The sequence below is a fragment of the Bradyrhizobium sp. RT6a genome (assembly GCF_040547675.1).
Taxonomy (GTDB): Bacteria; Pseudomonadota; Alphaproteobacteria; order Rhizobiales; family Xanthobacteraceae; genus Bradyrhizobium.
This window is the reverse complement of the sequence record NZ_JBEPQC010000001.1, coordinates 377,084-393,151: the sequence shown is the minus strand read 5'-3', so window position 1 is coordinate 393,151 and position 16,068 is coordinate 377,084. Positions and strand designations below refer to the sequence as shown.

The window sequence follows — 16,068 nt, the reverse complement described above, 5'->3', positions numbered from 1 at the left end:
TGTCCGCAAGCCGGTTCTTGCGAAGTCAGTGCGAATCGCGGTCGCGCTGCTTCAGCTCATTGAGGAGTTGCTCGAGGTGCGTCGGCAGCCTGGCCTCGAGCCGCAGGCTCTGCTGGAGCCGTTCACCCACCGCATCGCGGATCGAGCGGCTGGTGCGCCGGTCGATTTGCTCGCTGTCATCGGCGAAAAGGCTAACCATCGCAGGGTTCCGTGTTCTCATAGAAGCGACACGGTACCAAGTCCTTGGCTCCCAAATGGTTTCGCCACTCGCGGCGATTGCGCGGCATTCTAGCAAAAATTGTGTGAAGCCGTGCAATATCCCGCTCCGAATACAAAGCCCCGGCGTTGGGGGACGCCGGGGCTTCGCTCGGAAGGTACCTTGGGGGGCACAGGTACCCTTGGTTGGTGCTCTTGGAAAGGTGCTGTCGGGCTCAGTAGCAGCGGTTGATCATCCGCCAGCGGGGTCCCCAGGGGGTCGGGACCAGCCGGCGCACATAGCAGCCGCCATTGCCGTAAGAGACGACGGGGCCGCGGGCATAAAAGCGCGGTCCACCCCAACTGTGGCCGTGGTGCCAGCCACCGCCGCCATGCCAGCCGCCGCCATGCCAGTGCGCGGAGGCGGAGGTCGGGGCCAGCGCGGCACCGAGCGCGACCACGGCGACCGCGGCGAGCGAAAGTTTCCTCAACATGGTGATCTCCTCAAAACTGCCGGCGCGGGGCTATCGCGTCGATGGAAAGGCCGCCGAAACGGTCCGCCTCGGGCAGAGGCTTTGGTTTCGATGGACCTGAGGTTATCCGAGCGAGGCTGAACCAAACCCTGACGAGGCCTTCAGATTGGGTTCATCTGGGTGAAATCGTTGTAATCCATGTTGGAATTCGGCGCCTGGCCTGCGGCGAAGCGCCCCCGGAGTCGGTTTTGGCGGTCGCTTGCCGTATGGCGAAGGCGCCGATATAAGCCCGGCAACTCCGAACCACCGTTTTCTCTTCAAGGACATGATCATGGCCATCGAACGCACCTTCTCGATCATCAAGCCCGACGCCACCGCGCGTAACCTCACCGGTGCGGTTAACGCCGTGATCGAGAAGGCGGGCCTGCGCATCGTCGCGCAGAAGCGCATCCGCATGACCAAGGAACAGGCCGAGACCTTCTATTCGGTCCACAAGGCGCGCCCCTTCTTTGGCGAGCTCGTGGACTTCATGACGTCGGGCCCCGTGGTGGTGCAGGTGCTGGAAGGCGAGGGTGCCGTCTCCAAGTATCGCGACGTGATGGGTGCGACCGATCCGTCCAAGGCGGCTGACGGCACCATCCGCAAGCTCTACGCAAAGTCGATCGGCGAGAACTCCGCGCACGGTTCGGATGCCGCGGAAACCGCCGCGATCGAGATCGCGCAGTTCTTTTCGGGCAACGAGATCGTCGGCTGATCCGTCAGCCGATAAGTTAACGAGACGCGGCGAAAGGACGTAGTGTGAACTGGCTCTGGCAGATCTTCGATCCCGCTACGATCGGGGCATTCTTCACCCAGTTCCGCGTTGAGATGGCCGAACCGACCTTCTGGGTCGCGGTCGGCAAGATCATCTGGATCAACATCCTCTTGTCCGGCGACAATGCGCTGGTGATCGCGCTCGCCTGCCGCGGCCTCAAGCCGCGGCATCGGCTGTGGGGCATGATCTTCGGTGCCGGCGCCGCGGTGCTGCTGCGGATCATCTTCACGGGCATCGTCGCGAGCCTGATGGAGCTACCGTACCTCAAGCTGGTTGGCGGTCTTGCACTGATCGTGATTGCGGCAAAGCTGCTGGTGCCGGAACAGGAGGACGAGGACGGCGTCGAGTCGGCTTCGCATCTTTGGCAGGCCGTGCAGATCGTCGTCGTCGCCGACATCGTCATGAGCCTGGACAACGTCATTGCGGTGGCCGCGGCCGCCAATGGCAGCGCGTCCTTGCTGGTGCTCGGTCTTGCCATCAGCGTGCCCTTGATCGTCGCCGGTGCGGCGCTGATCATGGCGCTGCTTGCAAAACTGCCGGTTCTGGTGTGGGCCGGCGCGGCGCTGCTCGGCTGGATCGCGGGCGAGGTGATCGCGACCGATCCCGGCATCGCGCCGAGGCTGCACACGCTGTTCGACGGTCCGTTCGGCGCCTCGCTCGACAACATGCTCGGCGCCCTGCGCATCCCGCCGCAATTCGCCCATGGCGGCGGAGGCGGCGAATATCTCTGCGCAGCTCTCGGCGTCGTCGTCGTGCTGGTCGTCGGCTCCATCTGGCGCCGCCGCAGCATGAGCGCGGCCGCTCTGGAGTCCTCCGAACGCCACGCCAAGGCATCGGCGGAGTGATCCTCTGCGGCAGCCGCTGTCCGCACCAAGCCTGTTGTCGCCTACGGAAGCCGCGCCGGACTGGAATGGCCCAGCGTTGCCATGGCGATCCTTCCATAATTAGACGTTGTCTTATTCTAAAGTACTGAAAATAAAGCCGTTTTCGTTGACTCGGTGACTGTTCCCGCTGCACGTCGCTCCGGTATTCATTTAATCAAACCGGAAGCTGTTAAGAGATGCCGCCGAGAGTCACTTGCCGCCCTGTTGCTGTTCTTGCTGTTGCCTTCAGATCCCGACCGAGGATCTCCAGACCGACAGCTTTCGCGGCCTCTGTGATTTCCATCGCCTTGTTCAGCGACGGCTTCCTTCACGGCAGCAACGCGCAGAGCGCTGTGCCGGAGACGGAGCGGGCGACAACGTTGCCGGCGGTGACCGTTACGGCAGACGTGCCGAAGCAGCGCGCACGCGCACGTTCGAATCCCGGCCGAAGAGCAGCCCGCGGAAGCTCGCCCGCAGTTGGGCAGGTCACGACGCAAGCGGAAGGAACTCCCGCAGCGCCGAAGCCCGGCACGCTGCCGCCGGCCTATTCAGGCGGGCAGGTGGCCCGCGGAGGGCAAATTGGCTTGCTGGGCAACAGGGACTTCATGGACACCCCGTTCAACATCACCAGTTACACGGCGAAGAAGATCGAAGATCAACAGGCCACCACGGTCGCCGACGTCGTCAGCAACGATCCTTCGGTCCGTTTCACGGGCCAGACCGGTGGCATTCTCGACTCCTTCTTCATCCGCGGCTTTCCGATCGGCGAGGGGAATGTCGGAGAAATTGCCTTCAATGGCGTCTATGGTGTTGCACCAAACTACCGTGTGTTCACCGACTACGTCGAACGCATCGAAATCATCAAAGGCCCGACCGCGCTCCTTTACGGCATGGCTCCGAACAGCAGCGTCGGCGGCGCCATCAACATCGTTCCGAAACGCGCAGGTGACGTCGATCTCACGCGGGTTACCACCGACTACGCGACGAACTCCCAGTTCGGCACGCATCTCGACGTGAGCCGACGGTTCGGCGAGAACCGCGAATTCGGAATTCGCGTCAATGGCAGTTATCACAACGGCGATACGCCGCTCGACAACCAGAGCCGCCAGGCGCATGTCGGCTCTGCGGCGTTCGACTATCGCGGCGAGAAGTTCAGGGCTTCGCTCGACTTCATCGACCAGGAAGAAAAGTTCGACGCGCCCGCAAGGCCGTTTCTGGTCGCGACAGGCGTCGCTGTCCCGACCGCTCCGGTCGGGAGGCGCAATGTCACGCAGGCCTGGGAGTTCGCCAAGGTCCATGACAACTCGCTGCTAGCACGCGCCGAATACGACGTGACCGATTCCGTGACGGTGTTCGCCGACGGCGGTGGCGGCAGGACCCAGGTCGATCGTCTGTTTGGTACGCCGACGATCCTGAACTCGGTCGGCAATACCAGTTCGACACCCGGCCGCTTCAAATTCGATATTGACAGGAACGTCGCCGACGCCGGCGTGCGCGCCCGGTTTGGGACCGGTGCGATCAATCATGCCGTGAGCTTCCAGGGGAGCTACTACACCGATCAATTGTCGCGAGGTTCTGTTTCCGGCTCGCCGGTGCTGTCCAACATCTATGCTCCGGTCGCCCGTCCGGAGCAACTCGTTCCGGCTCCCGCGACTGTTCCAAAGCTTTCCGATACCGAATTGACCGGCCTCGCGCTGGCCGACACCTTGTCGGTCTTTCAGGATCGCATTCAGCTGACCGTCGGCGTCCGGCAACAAGGCGTGAAGTCGAACAACTACAACACCGCCACGGGTGCCGTTAGCGCTGCTTACGATCAAACGGCGCTCACGCCGATGGTTGGTCTGGTCGTCAAGCCCTGGAGCCACGTCTCCCTGTACGCAAACTACATCGAAGGACTGAGCAAGGGGGATGTCGCACCAACGACGGCGAGCAATTCCGGAGAAGTTCTTGCACCTTATTTCAGCAAGCAACACGAAGCCGGCGTCAAGATCGATTTCGGCATGCTGGCCACCACGATCAGCCTGTTCGAGATCACCAAGCCATCGGGGCAGTTGGGTGTCGACAAAGTCTTCCGGGCCGACGCCGAACAGCGCAATCGCGGCCTGGAGTTCACGGTATTCGGAGAGGTGCAGACAGGCCTTCGCGTGCTTGGCGGCGTGACGCTGATCGACCCGGAGCTGACGAAGACGAGCACGCCTTCCAATCTCGGCAAGACGCCGATCGGTGTGCCTCAGGTGCAAGCCAATTTGTCCGCCGAATGGGACACCCCATTCGCGCCCGGGCTGACGCTGGTCGCAAGCACCATCTATACGGGATACCAGTATCTGGATGCGGCAAACACGCAGGTCGTTCCGGCGTGGACGAGGCTCGACCTCGGTGCCCGCTACAACACGCGCATCAACAACCGGCCTGTCACGTTGCGGGCGCTGGTCCAGAACGTGTTCGATAAAAATTACTGGTCGGGCGTGGCAAGCTTCTCCGCGCTCTCACAGGGGGCTCCGCGGACCCTGCTGTTGTCGATGTCCACGGATTTCTGAGTTGAAGCGGCCTGGACGCGTAAAGCGCAAGCTTCTCTGGGCTCACCGATGGCTCGGGTTGACCAGCGGCATCGTCGTGGTGCTGATAGGCCTTACGGGAAGCTTCATCGTTTTCTATCGGGAAATCGACGCCGCTCTGAATTCCGCGCTCTACGTCCCCGCCGGCCCCGAACAAAAGGTCACCTTGAGCGAGGTGATGCGCGCCGCCGCGGCGGCGGATACCGCGCCGATTTCCACAATCCTGGCTCCGGACCGGACTTGGCCGGTCTGGGTCGTGATACACGCACACGAAACCACTACAGGTCGATACCCCAATCGCTGGACGACCATGGTCGATCCATCGAACGGGAAGGTTCTCGGACGACGTGACTACATAAACGCGTTCGCCCTCAAGGTTTACCGTCTCCACTATACGCTGCTGCTCCATGAGTGGTGGGGCAAGGAGTTGGTCGGCATTGTCGGGCTCGTACTGCTCGGCTTGGCCGTCTCGGGCCTGTTCTTGTGGTGGCCGAAACCGGGGCGGTTCTGGCGCTCGGTATCGGTGAGCAAGGACGTTTCGCTTCTTCGATTTGTTTTCGACGTCCACGGCATGGCTGGTTTTTGGGCGCTGCTCGCGCTCACGATGATCTCGATCACTGGTGTCGGGATCATTTTTCCTGGCGTAGTGCGTCCCATTGTTGGGCTCGTGTCGCAACCGACACCTGATCCTTCGCCGCGGATCGAACTGCCGGCCGCAGGGACGCCGCAGCTCTCAGCCGATGCGATCGTGCGAATCGTGCAAGCGGCCAGGCCGGATACGACGATTGCCATGTTCAATCCGCCAACCGAAACGCGCAACACCTGGCGCGTGCAGTTCCGGGCCGAAGGCGCTGATCCCGCGGTACGTGCGCGGGGGGCGATCTGGCTCGATCCATGGAGCGGCGCGGTGGTGCACGATCGCACTTCGGGCGCCACGTCGATGGGCGATCGCTATCTGGCCGAACAGCTCTGGATCCACAACGGTGCGACGTTCGGACTCGTCGGGCGTCTGTTCGTCTTCGCAGCCGGCTTCGCTCCCCTCGTTCTGTTCATCAGCGGCGGGATCATGTGGCTCAAGAAACGTCCGGGCAGGATCAGGTTAGGCTAGCCGATCTACCGCCGGACGATCGAGCCGGCGCGGTTGATCAGCCGGGCGAGCGCGCGGAAGCGGCTGCCGACGCGATCCGCGACGAGGTCGCCGAGGCGGTGCTCGAACACCAGCAACAGCTTGCGGCCCAGGCTGCGGAAATGCGTCGCGGGCAAGACGCCCGGACGCGCCGCCGAGATTAGATGCGCGACGCGGAAGGCCGCGCCCAGCAGGCGGGCGCGTTCGAGCTGCGCCGGCGTCAGCAGCTCCTGCATGGCGACGGGCGGCTGGTTTTCCTCGCTGAGGCCCGCATAGCGATAGAACACGGACAACCCGACGAAGGCGCGCTCGGTGTGGGTGATCGCGCCGAAATTGCCGTTGACGACGAGGCTCAGCGTCTGCTCGCCGCGATGGTCGGGATGCACGCGCCAGCCGATGTCGGACAGCAGGCACGCGGCGTGGCGGAGGCGGCGGTCCTCCTGGGTCTCGCGCAGCTTCACCACGCGCGCGAGGCGGTCGGTCCAGGCGATCAGTTCGCGCGCATGCTTTGCCGAACGCGACAGCAGCTGGTTCAGCTCTTCGGCCGCGCAGATCAGTCCGTCCTTGTTGCGTTCGGAGTCCGGCAGCTTCTCGTGCAGCAGGCCCTCGCGCACGCCGAAGGTCGAGAACACGATGGTCTTCGGCTTCGCCACCCGGATGATGTGCTCGAGCACCAGTGCGGCATAGGTGAGGAGCGGGCGCCGGGCATCGGCGACGATCTCGATGTCGGCGAGCATGCCCGCGGCCGCAAGCCGGCGAAGACGACGCGAGAAGTCGAGCGCCTCGGCAGCCGAAATCGAATAGCCGTGCATCACCTGGAGCGGATAGCCACTCTGGATGATGTGGATGCGCGCAAGCGCGCGCCAGGTGCCGCCGACCGCGTAGAAGCTGCGGCCGCTCCCAGCCTTGAGCTGCGGCACCCCGTCGAGCGCTTCGCGCACGATGCGGTCGGCGCGTTTCAGGGATTTATGCGCGAGGTCCTGCAGCGCGAGGCCGCCGAGTGGCAGCGTCACGCCGCTGCGCACGGTGTTTTTGCGCACGTCGATCAGTTCGAGCGAGCCGCCGCCGAGGTCGCCGACGATGCCGTCGGGATGATGGATGCCGGAGATCACGCCAAGCGCCGACAGCCGCGCCTCGCGCGGGCCCGACAGGATCTCGATCTTCACCGCGCAGATGCGCTCGGCTTTCGCGATGAAGTCGGGGCCGTTCGAGGCGTCGCGGCAGGCGGCGGTCGCAATCGCAAACACCCGTCCGACCTGCATGACCCGACACAGCGCACGGAAGCGCTTGAGCGAGGTCAGCGCCTTGTCGACGGCGTCAGGCGCGAGCAGGCCCGTGCTCTGCACCTCGCGCCCGAGCCCGCACAGCGTCTTCTCGTTGAAGATCGGAATCAGGCTCCGCGTCAGTCCCTCGTAGACGACGAGACGGACCGAGTTGGAGCCGATGTCGATGACCGCGACGCTCGAGCCGCGCTTGCGCGGCCGCTTCACGTCGACGATCCCGGATCAGGATTGATGACGTTCATTACGGCGCGTGAGGCGGCGCGGCGAGGATTCCTTGAGCGACTTACCACGGCCAGACAGACTCGGATTTGTCATGAAGTAGTTGTGGACGTTGAAAGGCTCCTCGCCCTTCGCGGTCTTCATACGCGTTGAGGACCCGTCCGGCAACAATTGCCAGCTCTGCTCGTTGTCCTTGAGGTTGGCGACCATGATCTGTTCGAGAACCTGCTGATGCACCGTGGGATTTTGCAGCGGACACAGCACCTCGACGCGGCGGTCGAGGTTGCGCGGCATCATGTCGGCTGAGGAGATATACACAGCCGCTTTCGCGCTCGGCAGGCCCTGGCCCATGCCGAAGCAGTAGATTCGGCCGTGTTCGAGGAAGCGTCCGATGATCGACTTGACGCGAATGTTCTCAGACAATCCGGGAATGCCGGGTCGCAGGCAGCAGATACCGCGCACCACGAGCTCGACCTGCACGCCGGCCTGTGAGGCCTCGTAGAGCGCGTCGATGATGTCGGGGTCGACCAGCGCGTTCATCTTCATCCAGACTGCACCGGGCCGGCCGTGCCGCGCATGCGCGGTCTCGCCCTGGATGTGCTCGATGATGCGCTTGCGCAAGGTCAGCGGCGAGACCGCCATCTTTTCCAAGTCGCTCGGCGCGGCGTAGCCGGTGATGAAGTTGAACACGCGCGCGGCGTCGCGGCCGATGGTCGGATCCGAGGTGAAGTAGGAGAGGTCGGTGTAGATGCGCGCGGTCACCGGGTGATAATTGCCGGTGCCGGTGTGGACGTAGGTCGTGAGGCTTCCGCCCTCGCGCCGCACCACCATCGAGAGTTTCGCGTGCGTCTTCAGTTCGAGGAAGCCGTAGACGACCTGCACGCCGGCGCGTTCGAGGTCGCGTGCCCAGCGGATGTTGGCCTCTTCGTCGAAGCGCGCCTTCAGCTCGATCAGCGCGGTGACGGATTTGCCGGCTTCGGCGGCTTCCACGAGCGCGCGCACGATCGGCGAGTTGCTGGAGGTGCGGTAGAGCGTCTGCTTGATGGCGACGACGTCGGGGTCGCGCGTCGCCTGCTGGAGAAACTGCACCACGACGTCGAAGGATTCGTAGGGGTGATGGACGACGAGATCCTTCTGCCGGATCGCGGCGAAGATGTCGCCGCCTTGCTCGCGCACGCGCTCGGGATGGCGCGGTACATAAGGGGTGAATTCCAGATCGGGCCGGTCGAGGCGGGTGAGCTGCGAGAGCTCGTTCATGGCGAGCACGCCGTCGACCAGGAACACCTCGTCGTCGGCGGTCGACAGCGCGTGCTGCACGAAGCTGCGCAGCTGCTCCGGCATCTTGGCGTCGATCTCGAGCCGGATCACCGAGCCGCGGCGGCGGCGCTTCAGCGCAGTCTCGAACAGGCGAACGAGATCCTCGGCCTCTTCCTCGATTTCGAGTTCGGAGTCGCGGATGACACGGAAGGCGCCCTGGCCGTGCAGATTGTAGCCGGGGAACAGGCGGTTGATGAACAGCGCAGTGGCCTGCTCCAGCGAGATCAGCCGGACGACCTTGCCATCAGCCGGCAGACGGATGAAGCGGTCGATCTTGCCGGGCATGCGGATCAGCGCGTTCATCTGCTTGCCGTCGGCGGCGCGCGTGAGCTGGAGTGCGATGGTGAAGCCGAGGCTCGGAATGAACGGGAAGGGGTGGGCCGGGTCAATCGCGAGTGGCGTCAGCAGCGGGAACACGTTGCTGAGGAAGTAGTCCTCGACCCAGGTTCGTTCCGCCTTGGTGACTTCCTTGCCTTCGACCAGCACGATGCCCTCGTCGGCGAGCGTGCCGCGCAGGTCGCGCCAGATTGCTTGCTGGTCCGAGGCAAGCTGCGAGACAGTCCGGTTGATAAGCGCGAGCTGCTCGGATGGCGTCAGACCGTCGGGGCTGCGCTCGGCAATGCCCTCGCGCACCTGGGCCTTGATGCCGGCGACGCGGACCATGAAGAACTCGTCGAGGTTATTCGCTGAAATCGACAGGAATCGCACCCGCTCCAGCATGGGGTGGCTGGGATTGACCGATTCCTCCAGGACGCGGCGGTTGAAGTGCAGCCAGGAGAGCTCGCGATTGATGAACCGCTCGGGGTTCGATGCGATCGCAGGCGGGCCCTCGGCTTCCGGGGCTTTTTCTTTAACTTCAACAGCTTGCGCAGAGTCCATCAGAAGTCGATCCATCCAGTTCGCCCCAATTTGCGACTTACGCGCAAAACCCGCGGGAGCATGTGTTAGAGCGATGACGTTTCGATGACATTGATGTTCCGCCGTCCGGCCGCGTCAAGCCGCCTTGTCAGACATCTCGGAGCAGCTCGGCGGCCAAGGCCCGGGTGACGGGGCGGCCGAGGCGCAGGGCCTCGCTGTCCAGCAGGTCCACAGCCCGTCGGGCGGCGGCCGAGGACCGCTCCAGGCGAGTGGCGAGGTAGCTGACCACGCTCTCGTCCACCGCGAGCTGGCGGTCGGCGCAGAATTTGACGATCAGGCCGCGGAAGAGCTGGTCGTCAGGCGGCAACAGCGAGATAACGGGGACGGCGCGGAGCCGCGAGCGCAGGTCGGGGAGCTCGATCTCGAGAGATGCGGGCACCTCGCGTCCGATGAAGAGGACGTAGGCGCCGTCCTCGCGGGCCAGATTCATCAGATGGAACAGGGCGCGCTCGTCGAATTCCCCGGCCTTGGGATCCTCGACCACCAGCGCGCCGGTGGCGAGCGCAGCCGGGACGGCTTCGGCGGTCAGCCCATTGGCCGTGGTCGAGCGGGCGCCTGAGGCCTCGGCCCAGATCGCGGCGAGATGGCTCTTGCCGCTTCCTTCCGGGCCGGCCAGCCACATGATCCGGTTCGGCCATTCCGGCCAGGCGTCGATGAGGGCAAGACCGGCGGCATTGACGGGGCCTTCGAGGAAATTGTCCCGGCTCAGGCTCTCCGCATGCGGAAGCGAAAACGCCAATTGTCGGGGATGAACGCGGCCTGGCACGCTTGCTTTGCTCCGTGCCGGCGGGCCGGCTTCGTTTCAAGAGATGCGACTTAATCGAGCGGGAGTTGGTCCTTTGCGGGGCCGCTTCCCAACTCATTTGGCCTCGATCGTGCTCATGTGCCGCAACCACTCGACGAGATAGAGCGATACGGAGGAAAGCGTGAAGACCGTGACGAGGCCCATCAGGATGATATCATAAGGACCGGCTTTGAAGCCGAAGGCGAGGGCGGCCAGCACCAGCGCCGCGAACGCCACCTGGGCCACAGTGTTGAGCTTGGATACCTTCGAGGGCTTCATCTCCACAGGGCGGTCGAACAGCCAAGATATGATCACGGCAGCGACGATCATGATATCGCGCGAGACCACCAGGATGACGATCCAGCGCGGAATCGCGCCCCAGATGCCCAAGGCCATGTAGATCGAGACCAGCAGCGCCTTGTCGGCGAGCGGGTCGAGCAGGGCGCCGAGCTCGCTCGTCATGTTGAAGCGCTTGGCAAGGAAGCCGTCGACCGCGTCGCTGATACCGGCGATCAGGAAGACGGCGAACGCCACCTCCATTTGGCTCGACACGATGGCCCAGACGATGATCGGGACCAGCATGATGCGGCCCAGAGTGATGATGTTCGGTATACTCACACGGCGCTTCCCGGCACCCGGCCTGACCTCGAATTCGGCCCTTTGGAGGCTGAACCGGTTGATATCTCTACATAGTATACGGAGGCGCGCCATGCGAGCCATTGCGTGTCCCCGGAATTCGACGTAACCAGCCGCAAACCCACTGGAAATCGGGCATGACCGACCGCAAAAACGGCCTCACTTACGCCGATTCAGGCGTCGATATCGACGCGGGCAACCGCCTGGTCGACCTGATCAAACCGATGGTGCGCGCCACCGCGCGTGCTGGCGCCGACGCCGAAATCGGCGGTTTTGGCGGCCTGTTTGACCTCAAGGCCGCCGGCTTCAAGGACCCCATCCTGGTGGCCGCGACCGATGGCGTCGGCACCAAGGTCAAGATCGCGATCGAGACCGGCCTGCATGGCGGGATCGGCATCGACCTCGTCGCCATGAGTGTCAACGACCTCGTGGTGCAGGGCGCCGAGCCGCTGTTCTTCCTGGACTATTTTGCCTGCGGCAAGCTCGATCCGGAGGCGACCGCGTCGATCGTCGCCGGTGTCGCCGAAGGCTGCCGCGAATCCGGTTGCGCCCTGATCGGCGGCGAGACGGCCGAGATGCCCGGCCTCTACAAGGACGGCGACTACGACCTCGGCGGCTTTGCCGTCGGTGCCGCGGAGCGGGGCACGCTCTTGCCGCGCAAGGACATCACCGCCGGCGATGCCGTGATCGGGCTGGCTTCGTCGGGGGTGCACTCCAACGGTTTCTCGCTGGTGCGCAAGATCGTGGAACAATCGGGCCTCGGCTTCGGAGCGCAGGCGCCGTTTGCGCCCGTCATGACGCTCGGCGGCGCGCTGCTGACGCCGACGCGGCTCTACGTCAAATCCTGCCTGCGCGCGATCCGCGAGACCGGCGCGGTGAAGGGGCTTGCCCATATCACCGGCGGCGGCTTCACCGACAACATTCCGCGCGTGCTGCCGAAGCATCTCGGCGTGGGTATCGATCTGGCGCGTCTGCCAGTGCTGCCGGTGTTCAAATGGCTGGCCGCGCAGGCCGGCATCGCCGAACTCGAAATGCTGCGGACCTTCAATTGCGGGATCGGCATGATCGCGATCGTCGAACCGGACAAGGTCGACGAGGTCGTGGAGGTCTTCGCCGATGCCGGTGAGACCGTGGCCCAGCTCGGTACCGTGATCCCGGCCGAGGGCGAGCACCGCGTCGTCTATAACGGCCATCTCGATTTGGCGCTGTAATGGCCGGCGCTGTGATGAAACGCCGCGTCGCCATCCTGATTTCCGGCCGCGGCTCCAACATGGCTGCGCTGATCAAGGGCGCGACCGCGCCGGATTTTCCGGCGGAGATTTCGCTCGTCATCTCGAACAAGGCCGACGCACTGGGGCTGGAAAGGGCCAAAGCGAGCGGCGTGAAGACACTGGTGATCGAAAGCAAGCCATTCGGCAAGGACCGCGCCGGCTTCGAGAAGGTGCTGCAAGCAGCGCTCGATCAGCACGGTATCGAGCTGATCTGCCTCGGCGGCTTCATGCGGCTGTTCACGGCCGAGTTCACCAGGGCCTGGTACGGGCGGATGCTCAACATCCATCCCTCGCTGCTGCCGTCGTTCCCCGGTCTCGACCCACACGGCCAGGCGTTGCGCGCCGGCGTCAAGCTCTCCGGCGCGACGGTGCACTTCGTGATCCCCGAGACCGACGCCGGCCCAATCGTGATGCAGGGCGCGGTTCCCGTCAACGACCACGACACGGCGGACACGCTGTCGGAGCGCATCCTCGAAGTCGAGCACCGCATCTATCCCGCAGCACTGAGCCTGCTCGCGACCGGCAAGGTCCAGATCGAGGGCGATGTCTGCAAGACCGCGGGCGGCGGGCCGTCGGAGAATTTTCTGATAGCGCCGTTGGTGCGGTGAAGCGCCATCGCACTCGGAATACGTCTCATCCCAAACAAAAACCCCCGGCAGAGCCGGGGGCAACGTCATGATCTCTTGCGCAGACCGCGAGAGAAATCAGGAGACCTTGAGGTTCTCCGCGGATGCTTTGCCGCGGTTCTCCACGAGGTCGTATTCAACCACCTGATTTTCATTGAGGGTCGAGAGTCCGGCGCGCTCGACGGCGGAGATATGGACGAAGACGTCCTTGTCACTGCCGTTTGGCTTGATGAACCCATAGCCCTTGGTCGGGTTGAACCATTTGACGGTGCCCTTTTGCGGCATCCTCAGTCTCCTCCGCTAGATACAAAAACGACGCGGCCGCTTTTCGCGTGCCACGCCACAAACGGGCATCCGGTAGTCTGTTCGAGTCTTGAGTCTCAATGTCGCGAAACGCACAGTCGAGCGGCCAATTCCGATTGTGTCCGATATTGCAACATGAAAATCGCCCGTTAGCAAGCCGCGCGCGAATTTCAAGAGCCCGACCGGACTGCCCGTCCGCAATTTGCGACCTGTGGCCGCGGAACCACAATCGAAAGCAATGCCTTTGCCTTGACGCGCCAGCCGGTTGACCCTCAGTAACAGTTCGGCACAAATCGCGGCACGCGTGCGCCGCTCCTGTTGCATTTTTGCGCGCCGCCCTTTGCTTCGGGATTTGTCGCCATGTGCTGCACGTCGCAGCCCTCAGAGACACGGCAGGCGATCAGGCTGAACCGCGTCCGCCGGATCGCGGCTGCCGTGGCGTTTGCGCTCATCATGGTGCTGTCGACGACATCAGGCTTTGCGCAAAGCCCGACGCCCACGCCAACCCCGACACCCACGCCGTCACCGACGCCGATGCCGACCGCGACCAATTACGACCAGTCGGCCGGCAACAGCTCGCTCAATCTCGGCTCGAATTTCCTGGAGCGGCTCGGAAACCAGGCATCTGGCGGCGTCAACCGGGCGTTCCGGACCAATCCCGGCGGCGGCGGCGCGTCGGCGAGCACGGAAGACCCGCGCTACCGCACCTGGTTCGAGGGTTACGGCATCACGGTTCGGACGGATGCGCAAGGAGACTTTGTCGGCGACAAGCGGAAGACGTTTGGCGGTGTCGCAGGTCTTGGCGCGCGGCTCGCGCCGGGTGTCAATCTCGGCTTCTCCGTCGACCAGAGCCACACCGACATCAACGTGCCGCTCGCACTTCAGTCCGCGACGCTGGACCTGACGCAACTCGGCTTCAGCGGCTCGGTCGACAAGGGTCCCTGGACCTGGGCGTTCGCGGTGGTGCACGGCTTCGGCAAGGTCCGCTCCAGCCGGGACACCGGCCTGGGACTGGCGACCGCGGGTTATCGCGCCGCAGTTGACGGCGCGCTGACCGAGATCAGCTATTACTGGACCAAGGACCAGATGCGCATCGTGCCCAAGGGCGCACTGGAATATGTCCGCGCCACCAGCGTCGCATTCCAGGAGGTTGGCGGCCTCGATCCACTCAATGTCGGCTCGACGGCGCTCTCGCGCGCGCGTGTCATGATCGGAGCGGAGATCGGGCGCTACTTCATCTTCGACCAGAAGATCCTGGACCTGTCCGCCTATGGCAAGTTCGTCGACAATTTCCATCAGGACCTGGGATCGGTGCAGGTCAGCCTCGGGACCCAGAGCATCGTCGTGCCCGGCATCGGCGAGAGCCGCTACGGCATGGATGCCGGCGCCTCGGCCTCGCTCAGCCTGACCAACACGGCGCGGCTCTACGTCAATTACGACGGCAAGTTCCGCAACGAACTGATGTCGCATCAGGGCACGGTCGGTTTCGAATATCGTTGGTGAGGCGAAGCCTGCCCACGTCCGCCCAGAGCAGGATCCGGAAAACCGCGAAGCGGTTTTCCGAAAAGATCACGCTCAAGCTTTACGTCGGCATTGCCGCGACATATCCCGTCAATCCAAAGCCCTCGCGCGCGGCCGTCATCATCGGCGCCAGCGCGTTCGGGTGGATGAACTCGTCGCGGAAACAGGGATGCGTCTTGGGATCGAAGATCTTCTTCAGCCAGTCGACCACGATCTTGTGGCGCTCGGAGGTGCGGAACTCCTTGTGATAGGTGAGCCAGAGATCGGCATGGTGGCTGACGCCGAGATCGACGGCAACGAGCGGGGCGCCGAGCGCGATCGAGACCGTCGGCAGGAATCCGATGCCGGCGCCGCGCTCCACTGCGTAGAGCACGCCGACCGAGGAATTGGTCTTGATCCCGACGATGCCCTCGAGCGACTTAAGTCCGAGTACGCGGGCATAAGCGCCGTCGTCGACCTGCGGGGCGCTCTGCTTGATGATGCGGTGGTTCTTCAGCTCGGCCAGGCTCGCGGGCACGCCGTAGAGGTTTTCGTACTCCTTGGAGACGAACGGATAGATGTGCAGCCGACCGAGCTTGGCGACGATCAGATCGGGATTGGTGGGTGGCTCGAGCTGGATCGCGATATCGGATTCGAGCCGCGCGACATCGGCCTGTTCCATCGCGCAGCGCAGGTCGACGGTGATCTTGCGATAGGTCTTCTGGAAGTCGATCATTCGCGGCAGGATCCAGAAATTGCCGGGGCCTTCCGTCACCGCGACGCGTACGGTGCCTGACATGTCATTGGACGACCGCGAGGCACGCCGGAACACGTTGAAGGCATGACGCTCCATGTGCGCGACGTCGGCGATCATCGCGCTGCCTTCGTCGCTGAGCGTGAGCCCGCTCTGGTCGCGCAGGAACAGCTTGCAATCGATGCTCTCTTCGAGCCGGTCGATCCTGCGCATCAGGGTGGTGGAGGTGAGCCCGAGCTCTTCGGCGGCGTTGCGGAAACTTTTATATTTTGCGCAAGCTAAAAACAGTTTCAAATCGTCCCAGGACATGTCCAGGGCTTCTTCACGGTGCTGCATCATCGCAGCACCCCGGTGCAATAACTGCTGCATACGCCTGATCCCCAGCCGCTAAGCTCTTTGTTATAGCGGGGCACGAAAGCCGCGAACGATAG

Annotated in this window: 15 protein-coding genes; 7 read left to right on the top strand and 8 right to left on the bottom strand. The window is 63.8% G+C overall.

What is annotated here, in order from left to right; genetic code table 11:
- Positions 1 to 25: 25 nt before the first annotated feature.
- Both ABIC03_RS02035 and ABIC03_RS02030 read right to left on the bottom strand, forming a co-directional pair.
- A complete protein-coding gene (locus ABIC03_RS02035; protein ID WP_354055095.1) occupies positions 26 to 199 on the bottom strand; it encodes a hypothetical protein in 174 nt (57 codons plus the stop codon).
- 232 nt (positions 200 to 431) lie between these two features.
- Positions 432 to 689, bottom strand: a complete 258-nt coding sequence (locus ABIC03_RS02030; RefSeq protein ID WP_354055093.1) for a sulfur globule protein precursor — start codon at positions 687 to 689, stop codon at positions 432 to 434.
- A 310-nt stretch (positions 690 to 999) separates the two neighbouring features.
- Here ABIC03_RS02030 and ndk point away from each other — a divergent pair, with 310 nt between their 5' ends.
- The 4 genes from ndk to ABIC03_RS02010 all read left to right on the top strand — a co-directional run bounded on the left by ndk (position 1,000) and on the right by ABIC03_RS02010 (position 6,008).
- Positions 1,000 to 1,422 carry a nucleoside-diphosphate kinase gene (gene ndk / locus ABIC03_RS02025; RefSeq protein WP_354055091.1) on the top strand — a complete coding sequence of 141 codons (423 nt, stop codon included), beginning with the start codon at positions 1,000 to 1,002 and terminating at the stop codon, positions 1,420 to 1,422.
- A 44-nt stretch (positions 1,423 to 1,466) separates the two neighbouring features.
- Entirely contained in the window at positions 1,467 to 2,327 is an 861-nt protein-coding gene (locus ABIC03_RS02020; protein WP_354055089.1) for a TerC family protein, read from the top strand.
- 623 nt (positions 2,328 to 2,950) lie between these two features.
- Positions 2,951 to 4,882: a TonB-dependent receptor gene (locus ABIC03_RS02015; RefSeq protein WP_354057472.1), complete on the top strand. Its 1,932-nt coding sequence runs from the start codon at positions 2,951 to 2,953 to the stop codon at positions 4,880 to 4,882.
- Position 4,883: 1 nt separating this feature from the next.
- Positions 4,884 to 6,008, top strand: a complete 1,125-nt coding sequence (locus ABIC03_RS02010; protein ID WP_354055087.1) for a PepSY-associated TM helix domain-containing protein — start codon at positions 4,884 to 4,886, stop codon at positions 6,006 to 6,008.
- 5 nt (positions 6,009 to 6,013) lie between these two features.
- Here ABIC03_RS02010 and ppx read toward each other — a convergent pair whose 3' ends face one another.
- The 4 genes from ppx to ABIC03_RS01990 form a co-directional block, all read right to left on the bottom strand.
- Entirely contained in the window at positions 6,014 to 7,516 is a 1,503-nt protein-coding gene (ppx, locus tag ABIC03_RS02005) for an exopolyphosphatase (RefSeq protein ID WP_275167183.1), read from the bottom strand.
- Between the two features lie 15 nt (positions 7,517 to 7,531).
- A complete protein-coding gene (locus ABIC03_RS02000) occupies positions 7,532 to 9,724 on the bottom strand; it encodes an RNA degradosome polyphosphate kinase (protein WP_007609387.1) in 2,193 nt (730 codons plus the stop codon).
- A gap of 127 nt (positions 9,725 to 9,851) precedes the next feature.
- On the bottom strand, positions 9,852 to 10,529 hold the full coding sequence (locus ABIC03_RS01995) for a P-loop NTPase family protein (RefSeq protein WP_354055085.1): 678 nt from the start codon (positions 10,527 to 10,529) through the stop codon (positions 9,852 to 9,854).
- Positions 10,530 to 10,622: 93 nt separating this feature from the next.
- Positions 10,623 to 11,165 (bottom strand): CDP-alcohol phosphatidyltransferase family protein, encoded by a 543-nt coding sequence (locus tag ABIC03_RS01990; protein ID WP_027569696.1) that lies wholly within the window; start codon positions 11,163 to 11,165, stop codon positions 10,623 to 10,625.
- A 155-nt stretch (positions 11,166 to 11,320) separates the two neighbouring features.
- On the opposite strand from ABIC03_RS01990, the gene purM reads away from it, so the two are divergent.
- Together purM and purN are read left to right on the top strand one after the other, a co-directional pair.
- Entirely contained in the window at positions 11,321 to 12,394 is a 1,074-nt protein-coding gene (gene purM, locus ABIC03_RS01985; protein ID WP_275167180.1) for a phosphoribosylformylglycinamidine cyclo-ligase, read from the top strand.
- A gap of 14 nt (positions 12,395 to 12,408) precedes the next feature.
- Positions 12,409 to 13,062, top strand: coding sequence for a phosphoribosylglycinamide formyltransferase (gene purN / locus ABIC03_RS01980; protein WP_354055082.1), 654 nt, complete (start codon positions 12,409 to 12,411; stop codon positions 13,060 to 13,062).
- A gap of 96 nt (positions 13,063 to 13,158) precedes the next feature.
- Here purN and ABIC03_RS01975 read toward each other — a convergent pair whose 3' ends face one another.
- A complete protein-coding gene (locus ABIC03_RS01975) occupies positions 13,159 to 13,365 on the bottom strand; it encodes a cold-shock protein (protein WP_007591938.1) in 207 nt (68 codons plus the stop codon).
- Positions 13,366 to 13,743: 378 nt separating this feature from the next.
- On the opposite strand from ABIC03_RS01975, the gene ABIC03_RS01970 reads away from it, so the two are divergent.
- Positions 13,744 to 14,886 carry an autotransporter outer membrane beta-barrel domain-containing protein gene (locus tag ABIC03_RS01970; RefSeq protein WP_354055079.1) on the top strand — a complete coding sequence of 381 codons (1,143 nt, stop codon included), beginning with the start codon at positions 13,744 to 13,746 and terminating at the stop codon, positions 14,884 to 14,886.
- A gap of 79 nt (positions 14,887 to 14,965) precedes the next feature.
- On the opposite strand, the gene ABIC03_RS01965 is transcribed toward ABIC03_RS01970, so the two are convergent.
- Complete coding sequence (locus tag ABIC03_RS01965) at positions 14,966 to 16,006, bottom strand: LysR family transcriptional regulator (protein ID WP_354055077.1); 1,041 nt, start codon at positions 16,004 to 16,006, stop codon at positions 14,966 to 14,968.
- Positions 16,007 to 16,068 lie beyond the last annotated feature (62 nt).

Excerpts from the sequence above, each read along its gene's own strand:
- ABIC03_RS02035 (WP_354055095.1), bottom strand. The coding sequence starts at position 199 with ATGGTTAGCCTTTTCGCCGATGACAGCGAGCAAATCGACCGGCGCACC.
- ABIC03_RS02030 (WP_354055093.1), bottom strand. The coding sequence starts at position 689 with ATGTTGAGGAAACTTTCGCTCGCCGCGGTCGCCGTGGTCGCGCTCGGT.
- ndk (WP_354055091.1), top strand. The coding sequence starts at position 1,000 with ATGGCCATCGAACGCACCTTCTCGATCATCAAGCCCGACGCCACCGCG.
- ABIC03_RS02015 (WP_354057472.1), top strand. The coding sequence starts at position 2,951 with ATGGACACCCCGTTCAACATCACCAGTTACACGGCGAAGAAGATCGAA.
- ABIC03_RS02000 (WP_007609387.1), bottom strand. The coding sequence starts at position 9,724 with ATGGACTCTGCGCAAGCTGTTGAAGTTAAAGAAAAAGCCCCGGAAGCC.
- purM (WP_275167180.1), top strand. The coding sequence starts at position 11,321 with ATGACCGACCGCAAAAACGGCCTCACTTACGCCGATTCAGGCGTCGAT.
- purN (WP_354055082.1), top strand. The coding sequence starts at position 12,409 with ATGAAACGCCGCGTCGCCATCCTGATTTCCGGCCGCGGCTCCAACATG.
- ABIC03_RS01975 (WP_007591938.1), bottom strand. The coding sequence starts at position 13,365 with ATGCCGCAAAAGGGCACCGTCAAATGGTTCAACCCGACCAAGGGCTAT.
- ABIC03_RS01970 (WP_354055079.1), top strand. The coding sequence starts at position 13,744 with ATGTGCTGCACGTCGCAGCCCTCAGAGACACGGCAGGCGATCAGGCTG.
- ABIC03_RS01965 (WP_354055077.1), bottom strand. The coding sequence starts at position 16,006 with ATGCAGCAGTTATTGCACCGGGGTGCTGCGATGATGCAGCACCGTGAA.